The sequence below is a fragment of the Synechococcus sp. R60.1 genome, assembly GCF_047461835.1.
Classification (GTDB): domain Bacteria; phylum Cyanobacteriota; class Cyanobacteriia; order Thermostichales; family Thermostichaceae; genus Thermostichus.
Map to the genome: position 1 here is coordinate 1 of NZ_JANSIA010000005.1, position 23,780 is coordinate 23,780.

General features: G+C 58.3%; 23 protein-coding genes and 1 pseudogene. 14 read left to right on the forward strand and 10 right to left on the reverse strand.

Annotated features, from left to right (window positions below):
- The first annotated feature begins 147 nt into the window (after positions 1-147).
- The 3 genes from NW834_RS01500 (at position 148) to NW834_RS01510 (ending at position 1,835) form a co-directional block, all read left to right on the forward strand.
- Complete coding sequence (locus NW834_RS01500; RefSeq protein WP_414418533.1) at positions 148-954, forward strand: PPC domain-containing protein; 807 nt, start codon at positions 148-150, stop codon at positions 952-954.
- A gap of 329 nt (positions 955-1,283) precedes the next feature.
- Entirely contained in the window at positions 1,284-1,490 is a 207-nt protein-coding gene (locus tag NW834_RS01505) for a hypothetical protein (RefSeq protein ID WP_238376795.1), read from the forward strand.
- Between the two features lie 27 nt (positions 1,491-1,517).
- Entirely contained in the window at positions 1,518-1,835 is a 318-nt protein-coding gene (locus NW834_RS01510) for a TMEM14 family protein (RefSeq protein ID WP_011434105.1), read from the forward strand.
- 46 nt (positions 1,836-1,881) lie between these two features.
- Here the strand turns inward: NW834_RS01510 and hypA are convergent, their stop codons facing one another.
- The 3 genes and pseudogenes from hypA to argJ form a co-directional block, all read right to left on the reverse strand.
- Positions 1,882-2,229 (reverse strand): hydrogenase maturation nickel metallochaperone HypA, encoded by a 348-nt coding sequence (hypA, locus tag NW834_RS01515; RefSeq protein ID WP_414418532.1) that lies wholly within the window; start codon positions 2,227-2,229, stop codon positions 1,882-1,884.
- A gap of 3 nt (positions 2,230-2,232) precedes the next feature.
- Positions 2,233-2,757: pseudogene (locus NW834_RS01520) on the reverse strand (arginase family protein); the annotation flags it as partial.
- Between the two features lie 126 nt (positions 2,758-2,883).
- Entirely contained in the window at positions 2,884-4,101 is a 1,218-nt protein-coding gene (gene argJ / locus NW834_RS01525) for a bifunctional glutamate N-acetyltransferase/amino-acid acetyltransferase ArgJ (protein WP_414416247.1), read from the reverse strand.
- 196 nt (positions 4,102-4,297) lie between these two features.
- Between argJ and NW834_RS01530 the strand changes: the two genes are divergently transcribed.
- Both NW834_RS01530 and NW834_RS01535 read left to right on the forward strand, forming a co-directional pair.
- Complete coding sequence (locus tag NW834_RS01530) at positions 4,298-5,119, forward strand: ABC transporter ATP-binding protein (RefSeq protein ID WP_414389998.1); 822 nt, start codon at positions 4,298-4,300, stop codon at positions 5,117-5,119.
- Between the two features lie 60 nt (positions 5,120-5,179).
- Positions 5,180-6,178: an ABC transporter permease gene (locus NW834_RS01535; protein WP_414418531.1), complete on the forward strand. Its 999-nt coding sequence runs from the start codon at positions 5,180-5,182 to the stop codon at positions 6,176-6,178.
- Between the two features lie 258 nt (positions 6,179-6,436).
- Here the strand turns inward: NW834_RS01535 and NW834_RS01540 are convergent, their stop codons facing one another.
- Positions 6,437-7,444, reverse strand: coding sequence for a phosphate ABC transporter substrate-binding protein (locus NW834_RS01540; RefSeq protein ID WP_414426200.1), 1,008 nt, complete (start codon positions 7,442-7,444; stop codon positions 6,437-6,439).
- Between the two features lie 103 nt (positions 7,445-7,547).
- A complete protein-coding gene (locus tag NW834_RS01545; RefSeq protein WP_414426201.1) occupies positions 7,548-9,608 on the reverse strand; it encodes a ribonuclease catalytic domain-containing protein in 2,061 nt (686 codons plus the stop codon).
- A gap of 513 nt (positions 9,609-10,121) precedes the next feature.
- On the opposite strand from NW834_RS01545, the gene NW834_RS01550 reads away from it, so the two are divergent.
- Positions 10,122-10,760: a response regulator transcription factor gene (locus NW834_RS01550; RefSeq protein ID WP_414329571.1), complete on the forward strand. Its 639-nt coding sequence runs from the start codon at positions 10,122-10,124 to the stop codon at positions 10,758-10,760.
- A 572-nt stretch (positions 10,761-11,332) separates the two neighbouring features.
- On the opposite strand, the gene NW834_RS01555 is transcribed toward NW834_RS01550, so the two are convergent.
- Positions 11,333-12,214 carry a LysR family transcriptional regulator gene (locus NW834_RS01555; protein ID WP_011434114.1) on the reverse strand — a complete coding sequence of 294 codons (882 nt, stop codon included), beginning with the start codon at positions 12,212-12,214 and terminating at the stop codon, positions 11,333-11,335.
- Positions 12,215-12,388: 174 nt separating this feature from the next.
- On the opposite strand from NW834_RS01555, the gene NW834_RS01560 reads away from it, so the two are divergent.
- The 4 genes from NW834_RS01560 to rpaB all read left to right on the forward strand — a co-directional run bounded on the left by NW834_RS01560 (position 12,389) and on the right by rpaB (position 15,812).
- Positions 12,389-12,853: a redox protein gene (locus tag NW834_RS01560; RefSeq protein WP_414343843.1), complete on the forward strand. Its 465-nt coding sequence runs from the start codon at positions 12,389-12,391 to the stop codon at positions 12,851-12,853.
- Between the two features lie 205 nt (positions 12,854-13,058).
- Positions 13,059-13,754 carry a deoxyribose-phosphate aldolase gene (deoC, locus tag NW834_RS01565; RefSeq protein ID WP_414407456.1) on the forward strand — a complete coding sequence of 232 codons (696 nt, stop codon included), beginning with the start codon at positions 13,059-13,061 and terminating at the stop codon, positions 13,752-13,754.
- The gene (recO, locus tag NW834_RS01570) at positions 13,751-14,608 is read left to right on the forward strand and encodes a DNA repair protein RecO (protein ID WP_414413209.1); all 858 of its coding nucleotides are present in this window, start codon (positions 13,751-13,753) and stop codon (positions 14,606-14,608) included. Before deoC ends, recO begins: the two co-directional genes overlap by 4 nt.
- A 463-nt stretch (positions 14,609-15,071) precedes the next feature.
- Positions 15,072-15,812, forward strand: coding sequence for a response regulator transcription factor RpaB (gene rpaB, locus NW834_RS01575; protein ID WP_011434119.1), 741 nt, complete (start codon positions 15,072-15,074; stop codon positions 15,810-15,812).
- Here rpaB and NW834_RS01580 read toward each other — a convergent pair.
- The 3 genes from NW834_RS01580 to NW834_RS01590 form a co-directional block, all read right to left on the reverse strand.
- A complete protein-coding gene (locus NW834_RS01580; protein ID WP_414426202.1) occupies positions 15,785-17,593 on the reverse strand; it encodes a tetratricopeptide repeat protein in 1,809 nt (602 codons plus the stop codon). The genes rpaB and NW834_RS01580 overlap by 28 nt on opposite strands.
- A gap of 149 nt (positions 17,594-17,742) precedes the next feature.
- On the reverse strand, positions 17,743-17,943 hold the full coding sequence (locus NW834_RS01585; protein ID WP_041436785.1) for a DUF2811 domain-containing protein: 201 nt from the start codon (positions 17,941-17,943) through the stop codon (positions 17,743-17,745).
- A gap of 619 nt (positions 17,944-18,562) precedes the next feature.
- Positions 18,563-19,231 (reverse strand): RibD family protein, encoded by a 669-nt coding sequence (locus NW834_RS01590; RefSeq protein WP_414389994.1) that lies wholly within the window; start codon positions 19,229-19,231, stop codon positions 18,563-18,565.
- A 124-nt stretch (positions 19,232-19,355) separates the two neighbouring features.
- Here NW834_RS01590 and NW834_RS01595 point away from each other — a divergent pair, with 124 nt between their 5' ends.
- From NW834_RS01595 to clpS, 3 genes are all read left to right on the forward strand, one after another.
- Entirely contained in the window at positions 19,356-19,751 is a 396-nt protein-coding gene (locus tag NW834_RS01595) for a hypothetical protein (protein WP_414349609.1), read from the forward strand.
- 140 nt (positions 19,752-19,891) lie between these two features.
- Positions 19,892-21,733, forward strand: a complete 1,842-nt coding sequence (locus NW834_RS01600) for a hypothetical protein (protein ID WP_414419787.1) — start codon at positions 19,892-19,894, stop codon at positions 21,731-21,733.
- A gap of 177 nt (positions 21,734-21,910) precedes the next feature.
- Positions 21,911-22,216, forward strand: coding sequence for an ATP-dependent Clp protease adapter ClpS (gene clpS, locus NW834_RS01605; protein ID WP_011434126.1), 306 nt, complete (start codon positions 21,911-21,913; stop codon positions 22,214-22,216).
- Here the strand turns inward: clpS and cobT are convergent.
- Entirely contained in the window at positions 22,165-23,292 is a 1,128-nt protein-coding gene (gene cobT / locus NW834_RS01610) for a nicotinate mononucleotide-dependent phosphoribosyltransferase CobT (protein WP_041436788.1), read from the reverse strand. The two genes, clpS and cobT, sit on opposite strands and share 52 nt — an antisense overlap.
- 150 nt (positions 23,293-23,442) lie before the next feature.
- Here cobT and NW834_RS01615 point away from each other — a divergent pair, with 150 nt between their 5' ends.
- Positions 23,443-23,766, forward strand: coding sequence for a DUF1825 family protein (locus NW834_RS01615; RefSeq protein ID WP_011434128.1), 324 nt, complete (start codon positions 23,443-23,445; stop codon positions 23,764-23,766).
- Positions 23,767-23,780 lie beyond the last annotated feature (14 nt).

Below are 23,780 nucleotides of genomic sequence, written 5' to 3' on the forward strand. Positions count from 1 at the left end.
GTTCTATTGTGACTTCCGCATTCCTCCCGGCACTGACCCTACGGGTACAGTGCGGGGCTCCTGCGATTTCTAGCTGACCAACTTTTCGCTCAATCAATCAGGGGGTAGGATCAGTCTACAGTTGCCATTCTTTAGGGATCCCTTCCGATGTTGAGCTGGTATCGTTCTTGCGCATCTCCTCGCCGTTGGGGATCCCGTTTGGCTCTGGCTCTGGTGGCATTGGGGTTGGCCGGCGGCTGTCGGCTGCTGGATCGGGTGGGAGAGAGAGGCTTGCCGGTGGGATCTGCGCTGACCCGTTCTGCTCTGTGGAGAGGCAGCCAAACCGTGACGGGAGCGCTGGAGGCGGGAGATCAAGTCAGTCGCCAGTACGGCAGCTTTTGGGATGGGATCCCCGTCACCGCTGAGCCGGGACAGATTTTGATTGCGGCCCTAGAGAGCGAAGATTTTGATGCTTATCTGGAGCTGGTGGACGGTCAAGGGCGGGTGATTGGCTTTGACGATGACTCTGGCCTGGATGTGAATGCCCTGTTGGCAGTGCGTCTGCCGGAGGGAGGCACCTACACCTTGCGGGCCACCAGCTTTGAGCCGGAATCCACCGGCAACTACCGGCTCACCTATATCCTCACCCAGGTAGATTGGCAGGAAAGCCTATCGGGCCGTCTGCAGGAGGGATCCCTTCAGCATCCCGAGGATGGCAGTTGGATGGACGAATATCCCATTGCCGCCCGCGCCGGCCAGATCCTGATCGCTTCCATGACCAGCTCCGATTTCGATGCCTTTTTGCAGCTGCTGGATCCCAGTGGAGAAGTCAGGGCTTGGGATGATGACCAAGGGGGTGGAACCGATGCTCTGATGATTGCCTTTCTGCCCCGCACCGGCACTTATACCCTGCGGGCCAACACCCATAAGCCACGAGAAGAAGGAGCCTATAGGTTACAGTACGCCTTGCGCTAGCCCCTGCTCGCCCAGATTCCCTGTCTTACAGCTTGGATAAGGGGGCTTGTGAACCTTCTGATGCTGATGTCGAGATTTTGACAGGAATCATCGTTTTTTAACGCCTAATGTTGATATATGTCAGGAGTTGCCAGTTTACCTTCCTAAGATCCTCACAAAGCCAGAAGGGGCACTGCTTGCTGAGCTTTGTGGGAAAGCATAACATCTTATCCTAAGTTGTGACGGAGTTGAAATATTGTCCTCGGGGATGAGGTCTTTTTTCTAGAATCGAATCGATGGCCTAGACCATTCTTTTGCAGTTCAGCCCCTATCTCCACAAAATGGATGCCATGACTCCTGAAATGGTACGCCAGTTTTGGTCTTTGGTCAGCGAGATTGGCAGGCCAGATTGGCTCACAAAGCGTGACGATGACTTGGTGAACCTGCTTCTGAGCGCCTGTCAGAAAAAACACGCCCTCAGCAGTGTCGATGCCTCAATTCTCAATCGCTACATCAGCATTCGCTTGCCCTTGATTCGCGATATCCTCGTGGATTAAACCTAGAGAGGACAAGGTTTTCCCATCATGCTGGCCGCACAAATCACCTTGCTGGTCTACGGGGCACTGCTTTTGGTGGGCGGAGCAATCGGCTATAGCAAAGGCAAAAGCTCCAAGTCTCTCATCGGGGGGCTGGTTGGGGCCGCCCTCAGCGGAGTCAGCTATGGGCTGCTGGGGGTGGATCCCCGCTGGGGGCTGGGCTTGGGCCTGGGGACGACAGTGCTGGGATCTATCGTATTCGCCCTGCGCTACCGCAAAACCCGAACGTTAATGCCTGCCGGCTTGATGTTCATCCTCAGCTTGGGAGCAGCTGTCCTTCTGGGACTTAGCTTTGGAGCGGCCTAGGCGACTTCTGGTTGCGCCGGTGGGGTGAAGTTTGTTGAACATTCGATTAGTCAATTTCGATGTAGTCAATTTTCAGCTCTCGGCCCGAGCGAATCTCTTCCATCGGGGATCCGCAGTTGGGGCAAGCATAGCGCCGGCCTATTTCTGGCTTGTATTCTTGGCCGCAGGGATGGCAATAGGCAATGAGCGGCGTTTCCCGGATGACCAACTGGGATCCCTGTAGGAAAGTACCCTGGGTTTGTGCGGCATAGGCAAAGGTTAGGCTGGCCGGCTCTACACAGGTGAACTGTCCTACCACCAGGTGCACCCGAGCGATCTGAGGCTGTCCCGGCTGACTTTGCCACCAGTCACGTAGTGTTTGGATCAAGGCGCGGGTCATGTCGGTCTCGTGCATCTCTTACCTCCAGTCGCCGGCCATTTCTGGCGTCGCCTCCGGGTGGATGTAGGCGGGCTTTTCTCGGCGCGGCAGTTGCCCAGATACCACCAAATGCGCCAGCGTATCGCAAATAACTCGGGTGGCCATTAGAGCTGTGATATCGCTAATGTCGTAGGGGGGAGAGACTTCCACCACCTCCAGGCCACAGATCGGTGCTTCCCGCACAATGCGCTTGAGCAAGTAGAGCGCTTCCCGCGGCAGCAGCCCACCCGGCTCTGGCCAGCCTGTACCGGGTACAAAGCCGGCATCGATGCAGTCGATATCGAAGCTGATGTACACACAATCGGTGCCGTCTAGGGCTTTTTCGAGGGCGAAATCGGCGGCTGCATCCAAGCCCATTTCGGTGATGTCGGTAACGGTGAGGATGTGGGTGGCCCGCTCCCGGCACACCTTCACCCCTTGCCGTGGCACTTGCCAGCCACCAATGCCCAGTTGCACCAGGTTGTGGGCCGGTGCGTTGCGGATGTTGGTGGCATGAAACCAAGGCTAAGCCTCGACTCATTGTTGCCAGCCGGATAGGGAAAGCCTCGCTTCTTTGGCCAAAGCCGCTTGGGCTTCGGTGGAAAAGCCGTTATTTGCGTTCGATTCGGTGGTCATGGCTGGGATCCCCCGTTAGGTGGTGTATTCGGCGTTGATGCGCACGTAATCGTAGCTGAGATCGCAGCCCCAGGCCACGCCCTGGCCGGATCCCTGATGGAGATCCACGGTAAAGGTCACCGGATCCCCTTTCAAGTACTCAGAGGCTGCCTTGCGATCGAAAGCCAGGGGCATTCCCGCCTGCATGAGCAGAAAATCCCCCAGACGGATATCCAACCGGCGGCTGTCGAAGGGGATCCCGGCCCGTCCGGCGGCGGCTGCCACCCGTCCCCAGTTGGGATCGTTGCCAAAAGCTGCCGCCTTCACCAAGGGAGAGCTGGCGATCACACGGGCCATATGCCGGGCTGCCCCATCATCCACAGCCCCACACACCCGAATTTCCAGCAGCTTGGTAGCTCCTTCCCCATCGCGGGCAATGGCCTTGGCCAGATGAATGCAAACTTGGTTGACCATCTCCGCCAAAGTCTGGGCAGCTTCTGTGCCGGCTTGCAGGGTTGGGATCCCACTTTGGCCGTTGGCCAGGGCCAAGAGCATGTCGTTGGTGCTGGTATCCCCATCCACCGTGATTTGGTTAAAGCTGAGGTCGGCAGCTTGCTTGAGGATCTGCTGCCACAGGCGGGGATCCACAGCCGCGTCGCAGGTTAAAAAAGCCAGCATCGTGGCCAAGTTGGGGTGGATCATGCCGGATCCCTTGGCAATGCCCCCGACCCTGACGGTGTACCCGTCGATCTCAGCTTGCAGGGCAACGCTTTTGGTCACCAAGTCGGTGGTGATGATGGCGCGGGCGGCGCTCTCCCCCCCCTCTGGAGAGAGGCTGTCGATAAGGCCAGGCAGGGCTGCTTGGATTTTCGGCATTTCCAGTTGTCGCCCGATGACCCCTGTGGAGGCCGTGAGCACCTGATGGGCCGGGATCCCCAACCGTTCTGCCACCCAGAGGGCCAGTTGGGCGTTGTTGCGCTCTCCTTCTTCTCCGGTACAGGCGTTGGCTTGCCCGGCATTGCAGAGGATGGCCCGCACCGGCTGCTGTTGGGCGAGGATCCCTTGGTTGTAGGTAACACAGGCTGCTTTGACCTGATTGGTGGTAAAAACGCCTGCCCCAACCGCATCGCACTCGGAAACGATCAAAGCCAGATCCGCAGCTCCTGAGGGCTTGAGGCCAGCGGCCACTCCAGCGGCTCGAAATCCTCGCGGGGCAGTAACGGCGCCTTCAACCGGTCTAAATTGGGATCCCATGTGTTCCTTGGCCAGAGGGTGGTCGGCAACATCATACCGACTTGCTGCTCCGATTTGGGTCATCGCAAGCTTTCCGTGAGAAACTCTCTGGAAACCGGTTCTGAGGGAAAGAGTTGTAGTTACGCCTACCAAGCAGAGGCGGCAGAGAGGGTTATTTTGAAAGTGTGTGCTTCCTCTGCTCCGGGAATTGCCAGCCATGCCCACCCCTGTCATTACCCTCAACCATGTCAGCAAGGTCTATTCCAATGGCACGGTGGCTTTGCAGGACATGAATATGACCATCCAAGAAGGGCAGTTCGTTAGCTTGGTGGGGCCATCCGGCTGTGGGAAAAGCACAGTGCTACGGTTGGTGGCAGGTCTGGGGCATCTGACCACAGGCTCTATCGAATGGGGGCAAAATCTTGAGAAGGATGCTCCCCAAGGGGAACCCAAGTTGGCCTTTGTGTTTCAGGAACCGGCCCTTATGCCTTGGGCGACGGTGATGGACAATGTGGGGCTACCCTTAAAGTTGGCAGGTGAGCCCAAGCCAAAAGCCAATCGAGATGTCTTGGAAGCTCTGCAACTGGTGGGCCTGCGGGGGTTTGAGCGCAGTTTTCCCCGCGAGCTATCGGGCGGCATGCGCATGCGGGTTTCCATTGCTCGCGCCCTGGTAACCAAGCCCCAAGTGTTGCTGATGGATGAACCCTTCGGAGCTTTGGATGAAATCACCCGCAGCAAGTTGAACAGCGATCTGTTGGAGCTGTGGCAAGAAAAGCGCTGGACGGTGATCTTTGTTACCCACAACATTTACGAGGCCGTCTACCTGTCCAACCGCGTGGTGGTGATGGCGGCTCGCCCAGGGCGGGTGATAGCCGATATTCCCATCGATGCGCCCTATCCCCGCTCGGAAGACTTTCGCACCTCTTCCCTTTACAACAACTACTGCCGTGAAGTGTCGGCCCGTCTGCACGAGGCCATGCACGGCTCAGCTCAGGATCCCCCCTATTTGCGCCCCCTCTCTGCCGGACGTTTGCGCTGATGGGATCCCTTGCTTGACAGTGCTCCCTTGACTCTCTATTGCGTATCTCAACTTCACGATATGTTCGACCCGTTTGTCCACCTTCTCGAGCCATGGCGCCGTTGGCTGGGATCCGTTGTTGGCTTGGGGGAGAGCTGGCCTCTCCATTGGCCAGATTGGTCTCTGCCCAAGCTGACCGGCGCAGTTGGAGAAAAACTCGGATCCCAACCCACGGATGAGGCAGACATACCGAGTGCCGGCTCAGGGGTGCCTGCAAAGGGGTTGAATCTGGGCCGTTGGTTCAACCTGGAAGTGATTGCCCCCCTTATCGTCGGGATCCTCTTCTTGGTGGGCTGGGAAGTGGCGGTGCGGGTAACGGGAGTGCCCCACTACCTCTTGCCGGGGCCGATTTTGGTGGTGCAAACCCTCATCCGCGACTGGGGAACGCTTTTTCCTTCCCTGTTGATCACTGTGCAAATTACGGTGGTGGCCTTTTTGGCTGCCACAGTGTCGGGGCTTTTGGTCTCGATTGTGTTCACCCAGAGCAAATGGATCGAGCGCAGCTTTTTCCCTTATGCGGTGATTTTACAGACGATGCCCATTGTCTCCATCGCCCCGCTGATCATCATTTGGCTGCGCAACAACACCTTTGCTGCGATGGTGGTGTGCGCCTGGATTGTGGCTTTTTTCCCGATTCTTTCCAACACCACTCTGGGGCTGAACAGCGTCGATCACAACCTGCTCAACCTGTTCCAACTGTACAAGGCCAACCGCTGGCAAACGTTGATCTACTTGCGGCTACCCAGTGCCATGCCCTATTTCATGGGGGGCCTGCGCATCAGCGGTGGCCTCTCTTTGATTGGGGCGGTGGTGGCGGAGTTTGTCGCTGGTACTGGCGGGCAGCGGGCCGGGATCGCCTACCAGATCTTGATCTCCAGCTTCAACCTGCAGGTGCCCCGCATGTTTGCGGCCTTGATCTTGGTCACCGGCTTGGGGATCCTGATCTTTATTTCCTTAAGTGCTCTATCCGACAGGGTGTTGGGCAAGTGGCATGAGAGCGCTGTGCGCCGAGAGAACTGAAAAATTGAACTTTGGTGAAAATTAGGGCCCCCTCTCTAACATTTAGGGTCATTTGGATTCAAACTAGGACGCTGCACCCACCCCTAAAACGTTGAACGCACGCGGCCAAAGGCTTTTCTCAATAGCTCAGGCGCCTCACTCTAACCTGAAACGACTAAGTGCCTTGAATAGGAGCAGGTGGAAGGCGTCTTCTGGAAAAGTCCAGAGATATCGCTGCGCTTGCTGTCGGCGGCTATCTCAGATGCTATTTTTGGGTTGCTATCGGAGGGGGATGAACTCAGTGCGGCCAATGATTTGCTGGCCTTGATCCGAGAGCGCGTAGTTGATGAAATCGGCCACCACAGGGCTGGTTCTTTGAGGTGCCACCAAAAACACAGTCCGCGCCAAGGGGTAGCTGCCCCTCTGGATGGCCTCACGGGTGGGCATCTGGCCGTCGATGGGCACAATCCGCACCGTTTGCTGGTTTTGCACCTGATCGACAGTGCTGTAGGTGATGCCATCTTCTCCCAAAGCCCGCAGCAGCGGGGTGGTGACATCTTCTGTGGCGGTGGTGAAGTAGGGAGGGTTATCGGGAGCAAAGGGCGACCCCAATAACACCAGCTCTTGGAAAACGCTGTAGGTGCCGCTCTGGGGGGCGCGATTGAGGACCCGAATCCGCCGATCCGGGCCGCCCACCTGGCTCCAATTGGTGATCCGACCCTGGAAGATATCGGCCAATTGCTGCAGCGTCAGTCCTCCTTTGTAGGGGTTGTTCACCCCCACCGCCACCGCCAGGGCATCTTTGGCCACCGGGATCGCCTGTAGACCCGCCTGCACTTCGCTGGCATTGAGGGGGCGGGAGCTAGCGGCCATCTGGATGCGACCTTCCATCAGGGCCTTCAGGCCGGCATTGGATCCATTGGGCTTGCCATCCGGGATCCCATAGGCGAGGGGAATGCCGGGGTTGCGCTGGGTGTAGCCTCCCTTCAGGGCCAAGACGAGCCGGATCATCGTGACGCTGCCATCCATCTGGAGCACTGCTGGGTTGGGCAGAGAAGTATCCAGATTAACGGCGTTGGCGGGCGGATTGGGCGCTTGAGCCTGAGGGGGGTTGGGCGCTGTTGGGGCTTGGGGCTGGGCGACCGGGATCCCTGCTTGGGTGGGAGTGGAGCGATTGAGCAGCGAGTCCAACAGGCCGGAACGATAGGCATACCAGCCGCCGCCTCCCAGTATCGCGAACAAAAGAATGTAAACGATTGGAGGTGGGCCGGAAGGTCGTGCAGTCATGGGATCCCCCCTAAAGAAAATTCACGATCCAGACTTTTGAGACTTCCCCCTCTGTTGTATCAGCTATCCGCGCAGATTGGGTGAGCAGCAGGTTAAGGTGCATCTATCCGCCCATGGCCGCCTCTCGTCCCACCTCGCGCAGCTCGATCACATCCGCACGGGGATCCGCCTGCACAACTTCCAACTCGATCCAAGCCCCCAGAGGAATCTGGCGTTCTAGGCGCACCGGCACCCGAAAGGCAATCTCATCCAGCATGGCCAACACCAAGTTTTCCTGCTCGCGCAGGTAGCCCAAGACCAGAGCCCGCCAAATTTGCCCCGGTCGCAGGCGCAGGTATTCGATGCTCCAATAGCGCTTGGATTTCCGCTCCACCTGGTTGGCCTCAGCGGTGCCCGGCTCAATCCCCAGCAGCAGCTGCTGCACATCCGCCTCCGTCAACGGCAAGGGATCCCCGCGCAAAAAGGCCTTGATCTGGTAGTGGGCCACCAAGTCCAGGTAGCGCCGAATCGGGGAGGTAACCTGACAGTAGGCATCGAGACCCAGCCCTGTATGTCGCCCCGGCTGGGTGGCTACTTCCGCCCGCGATAGACAGCGCATGATGGCAAAAGACCGAACTGGCCCCTGGGGATACCTATCCAGCACTTCGGGAGGAGGTAAGTCGGGAGCCGGCTGCAGACGATAGGGCACCGGGATCCCATTTTGGCTGGCGAAGCGAGCCGCCACCTCGCCGGTGAGCACCATCATTTCCGCCACCATCTGCCGCGCAGGAGTATCCTCGATTACCCGGAGGTGGGGGATCTCGTCGATGACCTTGATATCTTGCTCGGGCAAGCCAATTTGGATTGCCCCTTGAGCCATCCGCCAGGCATAACGCCACTGGGCTGCCCGGGCAATGGCTGTCAGTTGGGCCTCTGCCCCCAACTCCAACATTTCATCGGCATCTTCGTAGGTGAGGCGGTAGGTGACTTTGATCTGGCTGAGGCAAATTTCGGAATCCCGGATCTGGCCGTCGGATCCCAGTAGAATGCCAAAGCTAAGGGCAGGCCGCACCTCTCCCTGCACCAAGCTCATCGGGCCGGTGGACAACTCCGGTGGGAACATCGGGATCACCCGCTCCGGCAAATAGACACTGGTGCCACGCTTGCGGGCTTCCAAATCGAGGGGATCCCCCCACTGCACCCAACAACTGGGATCGGCAATGTGGATCCAGAGCTTCACCGCGTCATCCGACCAGAACTCGACGCTGAGGGCATCGTCAATGTCGCGGGTGCTGGCATCATCGATGGTGTAGGTGTGGAGGTGGGTGAGATCCTGCCGCAGGTGGGGATCCCAGAAAGAGGGAGGCTGGCTGAGCAGGGCTTGGGTGTATCGCTCCACCGCCTTCGGGAACTGGGTTGGGATCCCGGTGAGGCGCAGGGCCAGGTTCTCGTGGCGGCTCCACAGGCCCAGGGCCACCAAAGCTTCAAAAGCCCCCTGCGGAGTGTCAGGAAACCCCATCAGCTCCAGCAGTTGCGAGGCCCGTTCCCGATCCGACGGGTTGAGATTGGAAGAGAGATCCTCGTGGCTGCGAATGGCTGCCGCCGCTCCCTGTAAGGCCAGGCGTTCCAGCACCTCCAGGCGGGCCCGCTCGGCAGGAGTCCAGGGATACCCTTGGCCGGGATGAGCCAGAGCCTCCCGCAGATGGGCCTCAAACTCTGCTTGTTCCTGCTGCCGTTGTTGGGCGACGGCCATTTGATGGAGGATCTCCTTCACCTGAGCCGGAGTGCGGGGTTCGTAGCTTTCCCCCTTTTGCTTGAAGTAGGTGCGATCCTCGCTCAAGAGGCGATAGGCGGCATAGGTAGAGACCGGAGAATCATCAGAAAACAACAGCCGAGCCATCTCCGCCAAGCTCAGGGGCTGACGCTCCTCCTGCACCAGTTCCCAGGCCAACGCCAAACTTTCGGGATCCAACTTTGCCTGCACCGCCTGCCAAAAGCCGGGAATGTCGGAAGCCGTGAAGCTGGATCCCCCGTTCAAAGCAAAGGTAATCTGGCGAGGGTGAACACTATGAACCTGCCCAGAAGGCACCCCCAGCAGTAGGTTCTTCTTACCCTCAGTGCCCTGAACCACTGCCAACACACGGTCGTTATTGTAACGAAACTCCACCAGTGTGCCCTTTTCCACCCGTTCTCCTTATGTCGGCTGTCGTCAGATTGCAGGCTCTCTTCCATTCTCCACCAGCTCTGTCCGCCTGCCTACCTGGAAACCCCAGCCAGAAGACATACGGGCACTTGAATAGGTAGCAGATGTTAGATATATCGGTACTTAAGCATATAGGTATGTGATATATAGACACACGAGATACAAATTTTTGGGTAGATTGCGGTTATGTGTTGGGCACTGCGATTTCAGAGCAGAGGCCAGCTCTGCCAGGCTTGTGGGATAGGGTTACCAGCCAGGGCTCCTAAATTCCGTAGAGATACTGTTGCCAGCATTTCGCAAGTGAATACTTCCACTTCTTCCATGTGTGATATCCTAGAGACTAGAGGTAGGGCACAGTTACCATAGGCTGCTCCCCAATTGAGCAAGCAAAAGGGTGGTACTCAAGAGTCGTTTCCCTACAGTGAAAGTCACGGAAACAGGGGTTCTGTATTTCTTCACCTAAAACTTTTTAGCTTAGCGCTCAAAAGGTAAACCGTGGACAACCCAAAGCGACTGTTGCTCATCGACGACGATCCGAACTTGATCCTGCTGGCCAAGGACTACCTAGAGTTTCGCGGTTATGAGGTGGTGGCGGCGAGCAACGGTCTGGAGGGGTTGGAAGCGATGCGTCATTTCACTCCAGACCTGATCATCTGCGATGTGATGATGCCGGAGATGGATGGCTACACCTTTGTGGAAACCATTCGCTCCAACAGTGCTACAGACTGGATACCTGTGATTTTTCTGTCGGCGCGTGGGCAAACGGCAGACCGGGTGCGCGGCCTGACCACAGGGGCAGATGTTTACATGGTCAAGCCCTTTGAGCCGGAAGAATTGGTGGCGCAGGTGGAATCTTCTCTCAGACATACCGAGCGCCTGTTACAAGTGCAGAATGTGGGCATTCAGCCGGTCATAAAACTGGATCGGGAAATTGAACTTACGCCAACGGAAACCAAGGTGATCCAGTACGTGGCCAGGGGCCTGTCCAACCGCGAGATTGCCGAAGTTCTTGGGGTGAGCCAGCGCACCGTTGAAAGCCACGTCAGCAACATGCTGGGCAAAACCGGCCTGCACAACCGCACAGAACTGGCCCGCTGGGCGATAGAAAGTGGTCTGGGCAAAAAACCGTTGTAATTCCCGCCACCCCTTTCAACGGCTGGAGAACTCTATCTCCTCGGCGCGATTGGAGATAGAGTAGTGATCGCACTTGAAGGGCAAGGTAACTGGGGTGGGCAAGTCTTTTCAAAAATTGGCGGGGGAGGATCTGCTGGCCTTGCCCCAACGTACATTGGCCGCCGATTTTCACTGCGTTACCCAAAAACTGGGTCTAAAGCCCCGTCCTTCCAGGACAGTTTTTGCCCTGTTGTTGTCATTTTAAACAGGAATGAAACATTTCCGTTGCATTGCTTCCTAGCTCCTTTCTCCCTCTGGGACAGGATCTAAAGGTGATTGTGGAAGCGGCGTGGAACGTTTGGGCAGCAGCGGGGGTGTCTCAATCTAGTTTGAAATGACTATAGACCTGCAATGATATAGACCTGCAATGAAATAAACCCATGCTGGTCAGGGAAGCCAAACTCCTCAACGCCGCTCCAGCGCCATACCAAGCCTTGGATGAGGCCCTGCCCAGTTTGTCCGCAACCAATGCTTGCGTCACTGGATGGATGAGCGTGGTGTCAACAAAGCTGCCTTGTACTCCCGATGCAATGTTAACTTGGCAACTGGGATGGGTTTCCCCGCAAGGCTTCCAGGAAGGCAAATACTGCAGGCGGATGCAGCGCAGAGGCCAGAACAGCAGCTCCAATCACCCGCTCCAGTGGGATCGGCAGCCGACGGATCTGGATCCCTTCGGGAATGGGAATGGCGGCCAAGCGGGGCAAGATGGCAGCCCCCAGACCCTGTGCCACCATGTTCACAATGGTGGAGTCTTCCTTCACCAAGTAGGCCACCTTGAGGGTTTGGTGAGCGGCTTCCCAGTGGTTCCGCACCGCGGTGGTGCATTCGGCGTAGTTGTAGAGAATGTAGGAAAAACGGGAAAGATCCTCCCAGGTCAGGGTTTCCGGCAGGGGCCCAAAACTCAGCGGAACCAACACAATGAACTCATCGCGGGCAATCTCCCACGTCTGTAGATCCTCACCAGCCCGCGGCAGAGGCAATAGACCAATATCCACCTGGCCCGATCGCAACAGATGTTCAACAGTGGCCGGATCTTCCTCTGTAAGGGTGAGGGTAATCTGGGGAAATTGTTGGCGGAAGCGGGCGATCACCGGCGGCAGCAAATGGGTTGCAGCACTGCGAAAAGCGGCAACTCGCACATTTCCCCCCCGCAACCCTTTTTCCAGGTTGGCCTCATAATCCATTTGTTCCCGCAGTTGCAGCATTTTGCGAACATGGCGCAGCAGTCGCTCCCCCACCGGGGTTAGGCGCGCCCCAAAGCGACCGCGCACCAACAGGGTCACCCCCAGTTCTTCCTCCAGGCTGGCAATGGCCCGGCTCACCGCCGACTGGGAAATGTGCAATTGCAGAGCGGCATCGCTGAAATTCCCTCGCTCCACCACAGCCACCAGGGTTTGCAGTTGTGAGATGTTCATGGATCCCATCTATTCGATCTGCGCATAGATGTGATGCTATCTCAGGTTTGAACCCTCCGCCGCGCCTGACTAAACTACGACATAGCTTCCCCTTCACACTGCGAAACAGCGGGAAACAGTGTGAAAACCTCTTTATCTTCCTGTCGTTGGTCAAGTGTCCCTATGTCGAGATCCATGTTTGCCCTGCTGCCATTCCATCAATTTCGAGATACTCCCGGCGTGCGTTTTTTTGACATCACGGTTGCGCGATCCAACGCCCGCGATTTGGTTTACCACGATGGGCCGGCCATCAGTCCCCCCAATAATCCGCAGGGCTATTGGCAGTTTTATATGCATCCACACCAAGAGGACAACCTACTGGCTCTATGGGGCGGACGGACGTTTTACCTGGTGAATTTTAGCTGGAGGGATCCCTTCCATATTGTGCGCCTGGAAGCGAACCGAGGCATTTTGCGCATTCCTCCCGGCACTTTTCACCGTTCCGTCTCCGATCCAGAGGGATCCATCGTATTGAACCAGGCGGTGCGCGACGAAAAAGCCATCTTGGAAAAAGAATTTCGCATCTACGACAGCAGCCGCATCCCCCGATTGCTGCAGGTGACCTCGGCGCCTGCACCTTTGCCCCGCATTTGTGCCTGAGTACAGTTAACCCATGCCCCCCCGCGAGTCAATCAGGGCTCGCAATCGGGCAGCAGCCTGTGTGAGCTGTGCCGAGGGAATGGACACTGTGGGGTCGAAGGGATGCCCTGGTGGGTTGGCTGTGGCCAGAGGCTCAGCCCTCTTTGGGGATCCCTGCAGGTGAAAACTGAAGCTAGAGTAAAGATGGGTGCTGGGGGATCGACCAATGCTCTCTCTGGAGCGCAAGGGCATAGCGGATAGCTCGCTCAATTTGGCGGAGTACATCGACCATACTCTGCTGTTGCCGATGGTTACTCCAGAACAGATTGACCAGGGGTGTGAGATCGCCCTGCGCTATGGCTTCCCAACTTTTTGTGTTCCTCCTTGCTACGTGCCGCGGGTGGTGGAGCGGCTGCATGGATCCCCGGTCAAGGTGAGCACGGTGGTGGGGTTTCCCCTGGGCACAACCACTGCAGAGGCTAAGCTCTACGAGGCCCAACTGGCGGTGGAGCAGGGGTGCCGGGAGCTGGATGTCCGCATCAACTTGGCTTGGCTCAAGGCGGGGGAGCTGGATCGCCTCCATGCTGAGATTGCCCAACTGGTGGAAGAAACGGGGGTTTGCGTCAAGGCCATTTTGGAAACGGCTCTGCTGACCGAGGAGGAGAAAAAGCTGGCCGGGGAGATTTGTATCGATGCGGGGGCGGCTTTTTTGATGACCTCCACCGGCTGGATGGGGGGGGCGACGCCGGCAGATGTGCAACTGTTGTGGCAACTCAGCCGCGGTAAAGTGGGGGTGAAAGCGTCGGGCGGCATTCGCACAGTGGCTCAAGCAGAGGCCATGATCCAGGCGGGGGCCAGCCGTATCGGCACCTCTTGGGGGCTGGAGCTGATGCAAGAGCTGCGAGCCAGAGGAACCCCATGAGTGGCCGCACCTATCGGGTTACGGGCATCAATCTCAAAGGGATCCCACTGGGAGAGGCGGATCGGATTGTAACCATCTTGACCCGCGAGCAAGGGTTGATCCGGGCGGTGGCCAAGGGATCCCGTAAGCAGCCTTCCAAGCTGGGCGGGCGGATGGAGCCTTTTGTCATCAACGATTTGCTGATGGTGCGGGGGCGTTGGTCTGCCCAAACAGAGACTTCCCAGCGTTTACAGCGCATTGTCCAAGCGGAAACCCTCCAGACTTTTCCTCGTCTCAGCCGCAGCTTAGCCCATCTCACAGCAGCGCAGTATTTGGCGGAGGTGGCCTTGCTGTTGGCCTTGCCCGATCAAGCCCAGGAAGAGCTGTTTGTGGTGTTGGTCGAACACTTGGAACGCATCGAGCGGGCTGCTTCGGAACAGGCCGTTCTGCCCTTGCTCACCCATGGGTTGTATCACCTCCTGGCGTTGGCAGGGTTTGCCCCTCAGGTACAAGCCTGCTACTTCTGTCAAGGGGAGTTGGTCGACGGCGTTTTTTTCAGCCCCCAATGGGGTGGCTTGGTCTGTGATCCCTGCCGGGTGGCCCAGCGGCCCAGCCCAATTGCCTGGGTCTCCGCTTCTGCCTTACGTGCCTTGGGATCCCTGCCCAACTCGACATTGCCTCTGCCTGAGGATTCCCTGCCTTTGGCTGCTTGGCTGGAAGCAGAACGTCTGTTGCGGCGCGTTTTGGAGCATCATACGGATCGAGAAATCCGTTCCGCCGAGCTATTGGCCAGTTGCTACGCTGTTCCCACCGCAAACGGCCAGGGATCCCCAGCTTTTCCTGAGGGACATCCCGAAAAATGGGCATCGGTCTGAAAAAGTTGTGAAGGTATGTATCAAGTCCGGCCCAATAGCCGCAAAATAGAGCATCGAGGCGGGTTGGCAGCCGATTTTGGATGATAAATTAGGTTATGGAAAGTAACTTCTTACGAAGGCCTCTCAGGTTTGAGCAATGGTTTGGGGGGAGGAGTGCCTTGCACCAGGTACTGGACAGCATCATCAGGTGGGATTGAAGTTGGAGCTTTTAACAAGATTGAATCGACTGCTGAGAGGGCCTTCTGTTTTGTGCTTGTTTCCCGGAGCTGCATCCCTGGGGTGCGGCTTTGGTTAATTGCAGATGATTGCTTGTGAGTGTTCAATTTCACTCGGTGAGTCTGCCCAACTGAGGAGCAGCCCCTGAGGTTCCTGTATCCGCCCAACTCAAGTTAGCGCCCACCTCAGTTCTTTTTCAGATCTCTCTTTTACCGAGTACCGTTAGAAGTTCAGGAGTTGCAGCACCGTGGAAGCACAGCGTAAGGAACGGATTCTGGTGGTCGATGATGAGGCCAGCATTCGACGCATCTTGGAAACCCGTCTGTCCATGATCGGATACGACGTGGTCACAGCTTCGGACGGCGAGGAGGCGCTGGAGGTTTTCCACAAGCAGGATCCCGACCTGGTGGTGCTGGATGTGATGATGCCGAAGCTGGATGGCTATGGGGTCTGCCAGGAGCTGCGCAAAGAATCGGACATCCCCATCATCATGCTGACGGCGCTGGGAGATGTAGCCGACCGTATCACAGGGCTGGAGCTGGGGGCAGACGACTATGTGGTCAAGCCCTTTTCGCCCAAGGAGCTGGAAGCTCGCATTCGGTCGGTGTTGCGCCGGGTGGCGCGGTCGGCCCACGATGGGATCCCCAGTTCCGGGGTGATTCAAGTGGGGGACATCCGCATCGATACCAACAAGCGGCAGGTCTACAAACGGGACGAGCGCATTCGCCTGACGGGGATGGAGTTTAGTCTGCTGGAGTTGTTGGTCAGTCGGTCGGGGGAGCCTTTTTCCCGCTCCGAGATTTTGCAAGAGGTGTGGGGCTATACCCCGGAGCGCCATGTGGATACGCGGGTGGTGGATGTCCACATCTCGCGGCTGCGGGCCAAGCTGGAAGATGACCCCAGCAACCCAGAGCTGATCCTGACGGCCCGAGGCACCGGCTATCTGTTTCAGCGCATCGTTCAGGGAGAGGAACAGGCACGGTCTTGAGAGGGGATCCCTCGCAACTTCTCTTCGAGGGCAACCTGGACTCGCCTCAGCACGCCAACCCAGTCTCCCGGTGTGTCTTGTCGAAACAGTCGCATTACCCCGGGGTACCAGGGGCTATCTTCTCGATGGAGCAGCCAGCGCCAATCGGCGGCAAAGGGGAGCAGCACCCATACCGGCTTGCCCATCGCCCCGGCCAAATGAGCAACGGCTGTATCAACGCTGATCACCAGATCCAACTGGGCAACGGCTGCGGCTGTATCGACAAAACTGCGGAAACGGGATCCCAGCTCCAACACTTGGTGCTGCTCCAATAGGGATCCCAGCGGCCTTAGATCTTCCCCCACCTGCAGGCTAACCCACTGGATGGAAGGCACATGCAAGTGCTGGAGCAGCAGATCCAGAGGACAACTTTTCAGCCTTTGCACGCGGTTGAGCTCAGGATGGGCACGCCGGCCGCTGGCCCACACCAGCCCCACTTTCATCCGCTCCTGGGAAAGCTCTGGCCAGGAGAGGCTCGAAGAGGTCTGCGGCCCACTTGCGCGAACGGGACAGACAAGGTAGGGGATGCAGGCAGGGATCGTCTCCAGGGTGGTACCCAACCGCTGTGGCAAGCTGAGCAAAGGCAGATGGCAATCAAAAGAGGGCAAGGGATCCGTTTCCGAGATCACCTGCACCTGGGGAAGGGGGAAGCACCCTCTGAACAGCTCCACGAGGGATTCCTGGCAGCGAAGGCAGATTTGCGCTTGGGGATGGGCCTCGGCCAGCAGCGGCAGGTAGCGCACAAACTGAAGCGTGTCCCCCAACCCTTGTTCGGCGTAGATCAGCAGGGTCTGGCGGCCCAGAGGGGATCCCGTCCACAGAGGGGAAAGAAAGCGCGGGTAGGTCGCCCCTTGTCGCTGCAGCCGCCATTCGTATTCTCGCCACCCCTCCTCGTAGCGGCCCAGGGTCAGCAAAGCCGTGCCCAGGTTGTAGTGGATCTCCGGCCAGTGGGGGGCCAACTGCAAGCTGCGCCGATAGGCTTCAATGGCCGCTTCCAACCGGTTTTGTTCTTGCAGGATGGTGCCCAAGTTGTTGTGGGGCTGGGCATCCCTCGGCAACAGCGAGATGGCCCGTTGCAGACAATCGGCGGCCTCCTCCAAGCGATCTTGCAGGTGCAGGCAGTGGCCGAGGTTAACGAGAATTCGCCCCTCCTGGGGTGCAAGGGCGAGAGCTTGGCGAAACCAGCCTTCCGCTTCCTCAGCTTGGCCATCGAGCATCAGGGCATTCCCCAAAGCTGCCAGAGCATAAACCTGGGGAGGCTGGGCTGCTGCTGCCTGCCGTAGCGCCGCAATCGCTGGGGCCAATTTCCCCAAGGTAAGCCAACAACTGCCCAATCGGAAAAGCAATTGCCCATCACCGGGCGCAAAGGCCAGGCCCTGTTCGTAGGCTCGCGCCGCTTCCTCTGGGTTGCCGAGCTGCATCCAGGCATCGCCCAGATCCTGCCAGGCCGGCACCCAATCCCCCCGCAGGTGCAGAGCCAGTTGCAAGGGGGTCAAAGCTTGGCGGGGATCCCCCATCTGCAGATAAAGGGATCCCAGCAACGCCTGAGCGGCGAACAGATGGGGATGGGCGCGGGTAAGCTGCCGGCAGAGGTGCAGAGCAGCTTTCAGATCCCCCGCCTGTCGGTAGCGTTGAACCCACGTCAGAGCCGCCTCTGGGGATGGGATCTCGGATCCCCGCTCTGGATCCTGTGACTCAGCCGCTTGCCGGTTGTCTTTTCCTCGCCCAAAGCCCCGTGGCACGTCTTTGCCTCTTTTTTGCCTCTTTTGAGATCCTTTTCACTTCTTAGCCCCCTCCCCCCAGTGTCCAAATGACAGCAGTGGGACAGGATCCCTACTCAGGCTAACAAAAGGTTCCCACTGCCCCGGTTTTCACGGGCCATCCTTGGGGCTCAGTTGCGGCGAAACAGGCTGTCCAAGTAGATGCGTGCCGCCCGCCGGTCGCTCTCCCCGCTTTGGAGCAGGAATAACGAGAGCGCTGCCGTCACCACCCGATCCTGATCCCAGTCGGGATGGCGGGAGAGGTAGTTTTGGAGGGTGTCATGCAGCTCCTCGGGAATTTCACTCAAAATGCTAACGCTGTGAGAACTCATAGTCCAACCACTCACTCGGGGTCAAGAGGGGAGAAAACGGCATCCCGCAAAACCTGCGGCCACAGCCAGAACTTGGGCAGCCCGAACAGAGCGAGCCCGCAACACCAAAACCCAACCTAGGTAGGCTAGGGGCCTCAGCAGGCCCGCAAGCAGAAAAGCAAGCGATATAGGTTCATAGCTTGCCCCTATCCCGGCGGATGGGAGGGAGGGCATGCACAACTGTTCCTAAGCCTGTCGTGGGCCGTAGAACAGATGAAGTCTTTTCTTTCTAAGGAGAGCGCTCGGGAAAATCTCCACACCACTCGCCCTCAGGTGGGGCTATTCTGCCCTCTGCCCTATGGGGGATGTCAATCCCAAGCCAGGGATCCAACCGGACAAAAGCCTGCCATTGGTCTTGATGGGATCGGAAAAAACGGCGCGATCCCGTTACGTTTCTCAGGGTGTAGTCGCCTGAACCTTACCGACCTCCACTTTTCCACAGAAACCCCCGATGCCGCCCCCCGAGGGAAAGGCCCTGTGGAAAACGGCCCACCCGCCTGTGGAAAGCCTGGGGAAAACCTGTGGATTTCCGGGAAATCTGAATTTGTCCAAAAATTTTTGTGTTTGTGTCGAGCATTTCTCAGGGCCACTCGACTCGGTAGCGCAAAAACAGCTCCTTGGAGCCACGGCGGCATTCCAGCAGCTCCAACTGGGGCGGGGATCCCTGCACTTGCCAACCCTCAATGCTGGCAGGGGCATCGGCGTATCCACTCAGCAGCACCGGAGCGAGGGTAACCCACAGCTCATCCAAGGCTCCTGCCTGCAGAAATGCCCCCAAAAGCCGCCCCCCGCCCAACAACCCCACCCGTTCAATGCCCAAGCTGCGCAGGCGGGCCAGCCGTGCCGGCAGATCCCAATCGGCAGCCACCCAGATGTCCTCAAAGCCGGTTCGGTTCTGCCAAATTTGGGATCCCTTGGGAGTTGTCCACAGCCAACGGGTGAGGGGCTGGCGAAAAAACGGCAAATCCTCAGGAATATCCCCGCTGTCGGAACAGATGATTGTCAGGGGCTGGGGAGAGAGGCCCTGAGCGGTTCTGCGTTGGATCAACTCGGGATCCCGAATACGCAGACTGGTGCCGTAGGCCCGCAGAGTGGCTGCCCCCATGATCAAAGCCTGTTGCTGAGCAGCTTGGGTTTCCAAATGCCGATAGTCCTCAGGGCTGCTGAAGGAGGGCCTCTGCGCTCGGTGGGCTGCGATCTTTCCATCCAAGCTCTGGGCAAAGATAGCTACCAAATGGGGACGATTCAAAGACAAGATTGCTGAGAAAGGGTGGGCAAACCCCACAAATTGACCAGAATAGAGTCAGGCATCGCCGGGAGAACCGTGGCACAGACTGTTGTGCCGGTCACCAGCTCGCCCATGCGGAACGGATATGTTAGGAACATTTCAATCCTCCACCATCCGGGTTGAAGTCGAGGCCAGTGCATCGACCGTGCAGCGCTGTCTGACAGAGGTGGGATTGTTGCAGCAGTGGATCTGGCCCCAGCAACTGCAGGGATCCCTTCCCGAAAGGCTGGAGCTGGGCAGCACCTTTGCCGCCCAATGGGGCCCCCTCTCGATCATGCACCAGGTGGAAACCCTGCTGCCGGAACGGCTGCGCCTGCTGATGTGGGGAGGAGCCGATGGCTACTGTGACTGGCTGTGGGGGAACGGCTGGGTGCAGTTGCGGGTAGAGGCCGTCTCTCTCCTGCCCTTGGGCTTGGGACAATTGCTGATGCTGCGGCGGCTGCAACAGTTTGCCCAAAGCCAAGAACAGCGCCCCTCTTAGGACTTAAAAAGCGACCTTCCGGCAAAATCCGTGGATCCTCGGCTTGACAAAATGCGTTTCGGTTGCGGCATGCTACTTCTCTAAGGATTTTCCACTACGATAGTTGTAGCAGAGCTTACTCTTCCCGTCCGAGAGGCCCAATGAATCCGCCGACCAGCCCCACCCCAACCGCCATCGAGCAGGAAAAGTTTGAGATCCGCTTGGGAGAAGCCCTCAACCGAGCAGGACTGCTCACCCCCGCCCAACTGGCTCAGGCCATGTGGGAAAAGGCCGACAACCCCTTGATGTTGGGGGAGCTGTGTATGCAGCACGGCTGGGTTGCCCCCCGAGATCTCTACCCATTGATTCCGGTCGAATTGGTGCGCATCGGCGAGATCTTGATGCTGCATGGGTATCTGGAGCTGGAGCACATCCATCAGGCCCTGATTCAGCAGCGGCAGCACCCGGAGCGCAAGCTGGGGGAGATCTTGGTGAAGCAGGGCTGGGTGCAACCCCACTGGTTGGAATGGGCCTTGGACAAGCAGCAGCGGCTGCGGCGCCAGAAAGGAGCTGCCAACAGTTGGGAGGTGATGGTGGAGCAGTGGTCCACCATTCCCGATCAGCCCCCTCTTTACGTCTCACCTCTACAGGTAGCTCAAGAGACTTACAAAGCCACCCAGCAGTACAAAGCCCAACTGGAGCGCTACCAAGAGCAAATTGCTATCTTAGAAGCGCAACTGGAGCAACAGCGGCAGCAGCAACAGCTCCTGGTCGAACAATCGCTGCAGCAGGTTGCCGACCATCAAGCCCGCCAGCAGGAACAGCAGCAGCGCATTGCCCAATTGGAAGCCCAAATTCAACAGGAGACAGAACAACAAAAGGCTGCCCAACAGCGCATTCGGGAACTGGAGGAGCAACTCCAAGCCCAGCAAACTCAGGGATCCGCGCAACTGCAAGCCGCCCAAGCAGAGCTGGAGACCCTGCGGCGCCGCTGCCACGAGCTGACAGAATGGCAATCTCAAGCCAAACACAAGCTGCAAGAGCTGGGATCCCGATTGCAGGAGCAGCAGAAGATACAGCAGGCTCAGGCACAGCAGCTCCAAGAGCAAACCCACCTGCGTCATACTCTGCAGCAAATGGAAGCCCAAGTGGCCGCCCTGAACCAATCGCTGCAGGAGCACCAACATCAACTCCAACTGGCCCAGTCCACGAAACAGCGCTTAACTGCCGACCTAGCCCACGTTCGCCAAGAAGCTGCCGAGGCCACCCACCGCTTGCAGGTGCAGCTCCAAGAAACCCAAGCCCAACTGCGAGAAACTCAAGATCGCTTGCAGGAAGCCCAAGCCCAAGTGAGCCAGCTCCAGGCCCAACTGCAGGCGGCCCAAGCGGAAAACCGTGCTCTAGCCGCAGCGGTAGCCGAAGCCCGGCGAACTTCCCCACCTGCAGCTGCACCGACCCCAGCTCCAGAGAAAGCCCGGCCAGAGACAGAGGATCTCAAGACCCTGACCGTAGCCGACTGGGCAGCCGAGCTGAGTGCCCCAGAAAGCGAATTGCCCCCGCAGCAGTATTTGGGGGAAGAGGACTTGGAAGCCTTGCAGCGGGCCACCCCCTGGGTACAGCGGGTGTTGACCCAATTGCGGGCGGCTGGCCTAATCGACAATGCCGGCATCGAAACCGTCATTCACGCTTGGGAAAAGGAAGGGGGCACCTTCACGGATGTGCTGGCCCACCACAGTGGCCTCAAGCCGGAGACCGTCAAATTTTTCAGCGAAGGGGGCTACTCCGTTCAACTGGCGGGGGGACGCCACGTGGCCGATTACCTCAAGGCTTCTGGGTTGGTCAGCGCCGCCCAAATCGAACAGATCCAGAAGCACCTGCCGCCAGGGGGATCCCTGTGTCAGGCCCTTGCCCAAGCCGGGATTCTACGCCGGGCCACTGCCCTGTATTTCGAGCGCCACTTCGGCGGGCAAAAGCCCCGCCGCCCGCTGCGGGAAGAGCTTTAGAGGAACCATGCTCTATCGCTGACGCCAACGACCGACAAGGGATCCGAATACAGACACAAGCTGCCAACAAGATGCCAATTAGACTAGAAACTAGATAGAGATAGATCATCAGAAGCGACCGGTTTCTCACCCCTGAGAGACCCAAGTTACTCGGTAGTTGTGTCGATCTCTTCTGCTATGACTACGGAAGCTCCAACTCGACCTGCTCAGCAGTTCTCGCCCTCGAGAACCCAGGTTCGCCAGCCCTACCCCCACTTCAAGGTGATCGTCTTGGATGACGATTTCAATACCTTTCAGCACGTTACGGAATGTCTGCTGAAATACATCCCCGGCATGACTTTGCCCCTAGCGCGGCAACTGACCGTGCAGGTGGATGCCGAAGGGCAAGCAGTTGTTTGGGTCGGCCCTCAAGAACAGGCGGAGCTCTACCATCAGCAATTGCTGCGGGAGGGGTTGACCATGGCCCCCTTGGAGCCGGCCTGAAGCACCAGGCGTTCGTAGCTGCGCTCAACTGCTGCCAACAGCTCCGCTTGGCCCCAACCGGCGTAAAGGCTGCTGGCAATGGCCAGCCCACCCGCCCCCACCCCTTCCTTGACATAGCCCCGCTCGTAAGCCTGTAGAGGCAGATAGCGGCTATTGGCAAAGCTCAGTTGGGTGGCCAAAAGGGGAGCAACCCCCAACAACTCTGCCAAGGCCACCGTATTGCCCGAGGGATCCTCTGCCACCCAGCGGGTGGTTCCCACAACCACGTTCTCTGGGGGCCAAGGGATCCCCTGCTCTTCCCCCCAGCGCTGCATCAAGGCCAGCACCGCCAACATTTGGGTTCCCCCTGCCAGCAGCACCGCTCCCCGTTGCGCTGCGCCCATCGCCAACCCGGCCACAAAGGGCTGCATGGGATCCCCCACTGCCGCCACCACCTCAGCAGCAGAAGCTCCCCTTGGCAGACGGGCCAATCCCTGCCGGGCCAAGGCCAGCTTTTGGGCGTGGTTGCAGACCGGGTGGCTGCTGTTTACCATGCCCTCTGCTGCCCACCCCAGTCCCAACAACACCGCCAGCGCCGTGGTGGTGCCCCCTGCCACACACTCCCCAATCACACAGTAGCCTTGCTCCAGCCGGGATCCGCGGTCGTACCCTTCTTGCCAAAGGGATCCCACCTGCTCCAAAGACAGAGCCTGTCCTGTGCTCAAGCAGCGGGCCACTCCCCCAGAGCTCACCATTTCTGCCCCCGGCAAAGGTTCCGGCAAGCCACAATCGAACACTCGGCACGGGATCCCCAACTCCCTCAGGATGGCGCAGCTGATCACCACTGGGGAAGGATAGCCATCCGGAGAGGTGGGCAAGCGGTGAGAATGGCCCGCCAGCAACACTTCCCCATCGGCAAGAGCTGTGTAGCGACGCAAGGAGGGGGTAGCGCCGGCAGCCGAAATGCCCGGAACAAGAGCCGTTTCGGTAAACCCCAAGCAGGCCAGAAACAGAGGTCGGGATCCCTGCACCCGTTCGCACCACCGCCGGGCCACAGCCGGCTGAGTGTAAGCCTTAACGCAAGGAAACGGAAGCATACCGGACACCGAGGCAAACAAGCCAGAGTCTATCCTGAGCCAGAAGGGCGGGATCCCGTACTCGCAGGAGGGGTTGCCTCCTGCTGAGGCAATCGGATTCGGATAGGATGGGTATACCCAATGCAGTTTATTCAGGGCAAACGGAAGGCCATGAGCTTCTTCGACTCTGAGATCGTCCAAGAGGAAGCCAAGCAACTGTTTCAGGATTTCCAAAACCTGATGCAGCTTGGTCAACGGTACGGCCAATTCGACCGGGAAGGCAAAAAAATCTTCATCGAACAGATGGAGGAGTTGCTGGAGCGCCAGCGCATTTTCATGAAGCGGCTGGAACTCTCCGACGACTTTATGGCTCAAATGACCATCAAACAACTGCAAACTCAGCTTGGGGGGTTTGGGCTCTCCCTGACCCAAATGTTTGACCAGATGCACCAGACCCTAGAGCGCATGAAAGCTGAGGCAGACGCTGAGCGTTGACCCCCAAGAACGAC

Coding starts and splice junctions, on each gene's coding strand:
- NW834_RS01500 (WP_414418533.1), top strand. CDS start 148: ATGTTGAGCTGGTATCGTTCTTGCGCATCTCCTCGCCGTTGGGGATCC.
- NW834_RS01505 (WP_238376795.1), top strand. CDS start 1,284: ATGACTCCTGAAATGGTACGCCAGTTTTGGTCTTTGGTCAGCGAGATT.
- NW834_RS01510 (WP_011434105.1), top strand. CDS start 1,518: ATGCTGGCCGCACAAATCACCTTGCTGGTCTACGGGGCACTGCTTTTG.
- hypA (WP_414418532.1), bottom strand. CDS start 2,229: ATGCACGAGACCGACATGACCCGCGCCTTGATCCAAACACTACGTGAC.
- argJ (WP_414416247.1), bottom strand. CDS start 4,101: ATGGGATCCCAATTTAGACCGGTTGAAGGCGCCGTTACTGCCCCGCGA.
- NW834_RS01530 (WP_414389998.1), top strand. CDS start 4,298: ATGCCCACCCCTGTCATTACCCTCAACCATGTCAGCAAGGTCTATTCC.
- NW834_RS01535 (WP_414418531.1), top strand. CDS start 5,180: ATGTTCGACCCGTTTGTCCACCTTCTCGAGCCATGGCGCCGTTGGCTG.
- NW834_RS01540 (WP_414426200.1), bottom strand. CDS start 7,444: ATGACTGCACGACCTTCCGGCCCACCTCCAATCGTTTACATTCTTTTG.
- NW834_RS01555 (WP_011434114.1), bottom strand. CDS start 12,214: ATGAACATCTCACAACTGCAAACCCTGGTGGCTGTGGTGGAGCGAGGG.
- NW834_RS01560 (WP_414343843.1), top strand. CDS start 12,389: ATGTTTGCCCTGCTGCCATTCCATCAATTTCGAGATACTCCCGGCGTG.
- deoC (WP_414407456.1), top strand. CDS start 13,059: ATGCTCTCTCTGGAGCGCAAGGGCATAGCGGATAGCTCGCTCAATTTG.
- recO (WP_414413209.1), top strand. CDS start 13,751: ATGAGTGGCCGCACCTATCGGGTTACGGGCATCAATCTCAAAGGGATC.
- NW834_RS01585 (WP_041436785.1), bottom strand. CDS start 17,943: ATGAGTTCTCACAGCGTTAGCATTTTGAGTGAAATTCCCGAGGAGCTG.
- NW834_RS01595 (WP_414349609.1), top strand. CDS start 19,356: ATGTTAGGAACATTTCAATCCTCCACCATCCGGGTTGAAGTCGAGGCC.
- NW834_RS01600 (WP_414419787.1), top strand. CDS start 19,892: ATGAATCCGCCGACCAGCCCCACCCCAACCGCCATCGAGCAGGAAAAG.
- clpS (WP_011434126.1), top strand. CDS start 21,911: ATGACTACGGAAGCTCCAACTCGACCTGCTCAGCAGTTCTCGCCCTCG.
- cobT (WP_041436788.1), bottom strand. CDS start 23,292: ATGCTTCCGTTTCCTTGCGTTAAGGCTTACACTCAGCCGGCTGTGGCC.
- NW834_RS01615 (WP_011434128.1), top strand. CDS start 23,443: ATGAGCTTCTTCGACTCTGAGATCGTCCAAGAGGAAGCCAAGCAACTG.